Origin of the sequence: uncultured Leptotrichia sp. (assembly GCF_938036635.1) — a bacterium.
Classification (GTDB): Bacteria; Fusobacteriota; Fusobacteriia; order Fusobacteriales; family Leptotrichiaceae; genus Leptotrichia; species Leptotrichia hongkongensis.
Window position 1 is genome coordinate 1 of sequence record NZ_CALHQO010000294.1, and the last position, 4,078, is coordinate 4,078.

Sequence of the window (4,078 nt, forward strand, 5' to 3'; positions counted from 1 at the left end):
ATGAACTGGTGTAATTCCAGTACCGATAGTTACAGTCTAGATGGTAGAAGTGAAATGATTAATTTTTAATATGAATTTATTAAATAATTTTGTTGTATATGACTCAGTTATTTTTGTAAAATTCAGAATTATAATAATTACAAATTAAAATTACCTACCTTTATATAAAAGCCTTGAATTTAGTATTCTTGGCTTTTTTAGTTTTAAATGAAAATAAAAAATTAAATAATGAGAGGATGATTTAAAAATGAGAACTTTTGAAGGAAAATTTGATGGAAGAAATGTAAAAATAGCTATTGTAGCTGGAAGATTTAATGAATTCATTACTTCAAAATTGATTGGAGGGGCTTTGGATGTATTAAAAAGAAATGATGTTTCTGAAGAAAATATTGATATTGCTTGGGTTCCAGGAGCTTTTGAAATACCGCTAATTGCAAAAAAATTAGCAAATACACAAAAATATGATGCAATAATTACTCTTGGAGCTGTTATAAAAGGTTCTACACCACATTTTGACTATGTTTGTGCAGAAGTTTCAAAAGGAGTTGCCCAAATTTCATTGCAAAGTGAATTACCTGTAATTTTTGGAGTTTTAACTACAAACAATATTGAAGAAGCTATTGAAAGAGCTGGAACAAAAGCTGGAAATAAAGGGGCAGACGCTGCATTTTCTGCAATTGAAATGATTAATTTAATAAAAGAAATTGGATAAAAAATATTTTTGTAAAATTTTCAGAAAATATTGATAAAAATAAAATTATAAATTTAATTGATAGCATCACAAAAAGGAAAAAATAAAATGAATGAAAATATTGATGAAAAATATATGAAAATAGCAATTGAACTGGCAAAAAAAGGTGCTGGATCAGTAAATCCCAATCCAATGGTTGGAGCTGTTGTCGTTCAAGATGGAAAAATTATTGGAACTGGCTATCACAAGTATTTTGGAGGACCTCACGCCGAAGTTTACGCCTTGGATGAAGCTTCAAAAAACTCTAAAGATTTGTCAGATGCAACAATTTATGTTACATTGGAACCTTGCTCGCATTATGGAAAAACACCGCCTTGTGCAGAAAAAATTGTAAAATTGGGACTAAAAAGATGTGTTATCGGCTCATCTGACCCAAATCCAAAAGTAGCTGGAAAAGGCATACAAATATTGAAAAATGCTGGAATTGAAGTTACTGAAAATGTTTTGAAAGAAGAATGCAACAAAATAAATCAAGTGTTTTTCAAATATATTCTAACAAAATTGCCATATTTATTCTTAAAATGTGCAATTACTCTAGATGGAAAAATTGCTACAAAAACAGGCAATTCCAAATGGATTACAAACGAAGCGGCACGTGAAAAAGTGCAATTTTATCGAAATAAATTTATGGGAATAATGGTTGGGATAAATACTGTCCTAGCCGATAATCCAAGCCTTACTGCGAGAATTGAAAATGGTGTAAATCCATACAGAATAATTATTGATCCGCATTTAAAAACTGAAAAAGATTATACTGTTATTAAGGAAAATATTGATGAAAAAACGATAATTATTACATCAGAAAAAAATAAAAATTCTGAAAAACAGTTAGATTTTTCTGAAAATAACAAGGTTAAATTTGTATTTTTAAATGATACAAAATTCAGCTTTAAAGAAATTCTTGAAAAAATTGGAACCTTTGGAATTGACTCAATTTTATTAGAAGGTGGTCAATCTCTTATTTCACAGGCATTTGAAGAAGATGTTGTTGATGCTGGGGAAATTTTTATTGCTAATAAAATTTTAGGCGATATTGAAGGAAAATCTTTTATTGCTGGATTTGATAAGAAAAATATGAATGAAGCTATTGTTTTAAAAAATGTAAAATATAATGTTTATGGTGAAAATGTTGGAATGGAATTTTTACAAAAAAATTATAGTTAACAGATTGACTATAAATACAGACTAATTTTCTGTTATCATTTTAAACTGGAACTATTATAATTTAAAATAAAAAAATTAAAAATCAGGAGAAAATTATGTTTACTGGTTTAGTTGAAGAAACTGGAAAAATTATTGATATTGCAAAAAAATCTGCAAGTATCGAGATTACAATAAGAGGGAAAAAAGTCGCTGAAAAAGCACAGATTGGGGATAGTATCGCTGTAAATGGCGTGTGTCTGACTGTTACAAAACTAAATGGAAACGACTTTACTGCCGATGTAATGTTTGAAACTATTGAAAGAAGCGGTTTAAAACGTGCTAAGGCTGGAGATATTGTAAATCTTGAAAAGTCACTTACACTTATGACTTTTTTAGGCGGACATCTTGTAATGGGAGACGTTGACTGTGAAGCTAAAATTGTATCAATTTCAGATAAGGGGATTGCAAAAGTGTATGAATTCCAGCTGGATAAAAATTATAAAAATAATATGAAATACATTGTTGAAAAAGGTCGTGTAACGATTGATGGAGCAAGCCTTACAGTAATTGATGTAAATGATAATGATGGAATTTTCTCAGTTTCGCTTATCCCACATACGATTGAAAATATTACCGTTGGAATGAAAAAAACTGGAGATTTTGTGAATATTGAAACAGATTTGTTTGGAAAATATGTTGAAAAAATATTAAAGTTTGACAATTTTGAAAATATAGAAAATAAAGAAAAAAAATCAAATTTAACAATGGAATTTTTACAAAAAAATGGATTCTAATTGAAAATATAATAAAAGAAAGAAGTGATTTTAAATGTCAGAAAGTAAAATAAAGTTTGACAGCATTGAAGCTGCCATTGAAGACTTGAAAAAAGGAATTCCTGTAGTAGTTGTCGATGATGAAGACAGAGAAAATGAAGGTGATTTAATAATTCCTGCTGATATTGTAACTTATGAAACTTTAAACTTTATAATTAACGAAGCACGTGGACTTATGTGTGTACCAATGTCTAAAAAGAGAGCCGAAGAACTTGAATTAAATCCAATGGTTCAACATAACACTGACTATTTTGGAACAGCTTTCACTATTTCAGTTGACTCTCTAGAAGGTACAACTACTGGAATTTCCACAGGCGACAGATTAAAAACGATAAAAGATTTGGCTGATTCTACAAAAACTGCAAGAGACTTTAGAAAACCAGGACACATATTTCCATTAATCGCACGTGAAGGTGGTGTTTTAGAAAGAAAAGGACACACTGAAGCAGCAGTTGATTTATCTAGACTTGCAGGATTTTCTGATGTAGGCGTAATTATGGAAATTTTAAGAGAAGATGGAGAAATGGCTCGTCGAAATGATTTATTTGAATTTTGCCAAAAACATAATTTAAAATTAATTACAATTGATGATTTAATTGTTTACATAAAAAAAAACGAAAAATTAGTTAAAAATGAAGCAATTGTTGATATTCCAACACAATTTGGAAACTTTACTTTTGCAGGTTATAGTGACAAAATTGAACATAAAGAATATATTGCCGTTATGAAAGGGGAAATAAAGAATAAAGAGAATATCGTAGTCAGACTTCATTCTGAATGCCTAACTGGTGATGTTTTTGGATCAAAACGTTGTGATTGTCAGGAACAACTTCACAGGGCTTTACATGAACTGGAAGAAAGCGGAGAAGGACTTATAATTTATCTACGTCAAGAAGGGCGTGGAATTGGTATTTTAAATAAATTAAAAGCATATAAACTTCAAGATGAAGGTTATGACACTGTGGAAGCTAATCATAAATTAGGATTTTCTGATGATTTAAGGGATTACGCTGTGGCAGCACAAATTATAAAGGATTTAGGAATAAAATCCATTATTTTAAAAACTAATAATCCAAAAAAAATTGAAGGACTCGAAAAATACGGAATTAAAGTTGCTGGACGTGCAGAAATCGAAATTACTGCAAATGATGTGGATAAAAATTATTTAAAAGTGAAAAAGGAAAAAATGGGACATTTATTGAAACAAAAATTATAAAAATTATTTTAACTCAGATATCGTAGTTATTTTACTAAAATATCTGAGTTTTATTTTATAGAAAATATGATTAAATTAAATATTATACTCGAACCCATTTAAAATTGAACTGATAGAAATTATATAATTTAGGGT

The 4,078-nt window shown here is 29.0% G+C and carries 4 protein-coding genes; all 4 read left to right on the forward strand.

Annotated features, from left to right (window positions below):
* The first annotated feature begins 247 nt into the window (after positions 1–247).
* The 4 genes from ribE to Q0370_RS05905 all read left to right on the forward strand — a co-directional run bounded on the left by ribE (position 248) and on the right by Q0370_RS05905 (position 3,943).
* A complete protein-coding gene (gene ribE, locus Q0370_RS05890) occupies positions 248–712 on the forward strand; it encodes a 6,7-dimethyl-8-ribityllumazine synthase (protein ID WP_299573347.1) in 465 nt (154 codons plus the stop codon).
* A gap of 87 nt (positions 713–799) precedes the next feature.
* Positions 800–1,915, forward strand: coding sequence for a bifunctional diaminohydroxyphosphoribosylaminopyrimidine deaminase/5-amino-6-(5-phosphoribosylamino)uracil reductase RibD (gene ribD / locus Q0370_RS05895; RefSeq protein ID WP_299573350.1), 1,116 nt, complete (start codon positions 800–802; stop codon positions 1,913–1,915).
* A gap of 95 nt (positions 1,916–2,010) precedes the next feature.
* The gene (locus tag Q0370_RS05900; RefSeq protein WP_299573352.1) at positions 2,011–2,688 is read left to right on the forward strand and encodes a riboflavin synthase; all 678 of its coding nucleotides are present in this window, start codon (positions 2,011–2,013) and stop codon (positions 2,686–2,688) included.
* 34 nt (positions 2,689–2,722) lie between these two features.
* Complete coding sequence (locus tag Q0370_RS05905; RefSeq protein ID WP_299573355.1) at positions 2,723–3,943, forward strand: bifunctional 3,4-dihydroxy-2-butanone-4-phosphate synthase/GTP cyclohydrolase II; 1,221 nt, start codon at positions 2,723–2,725, stop codon at positions 3,941–3,943.
* The last annotated feature ends 135 nt before the right edge of the window (positions 3,944–4,078 follow it).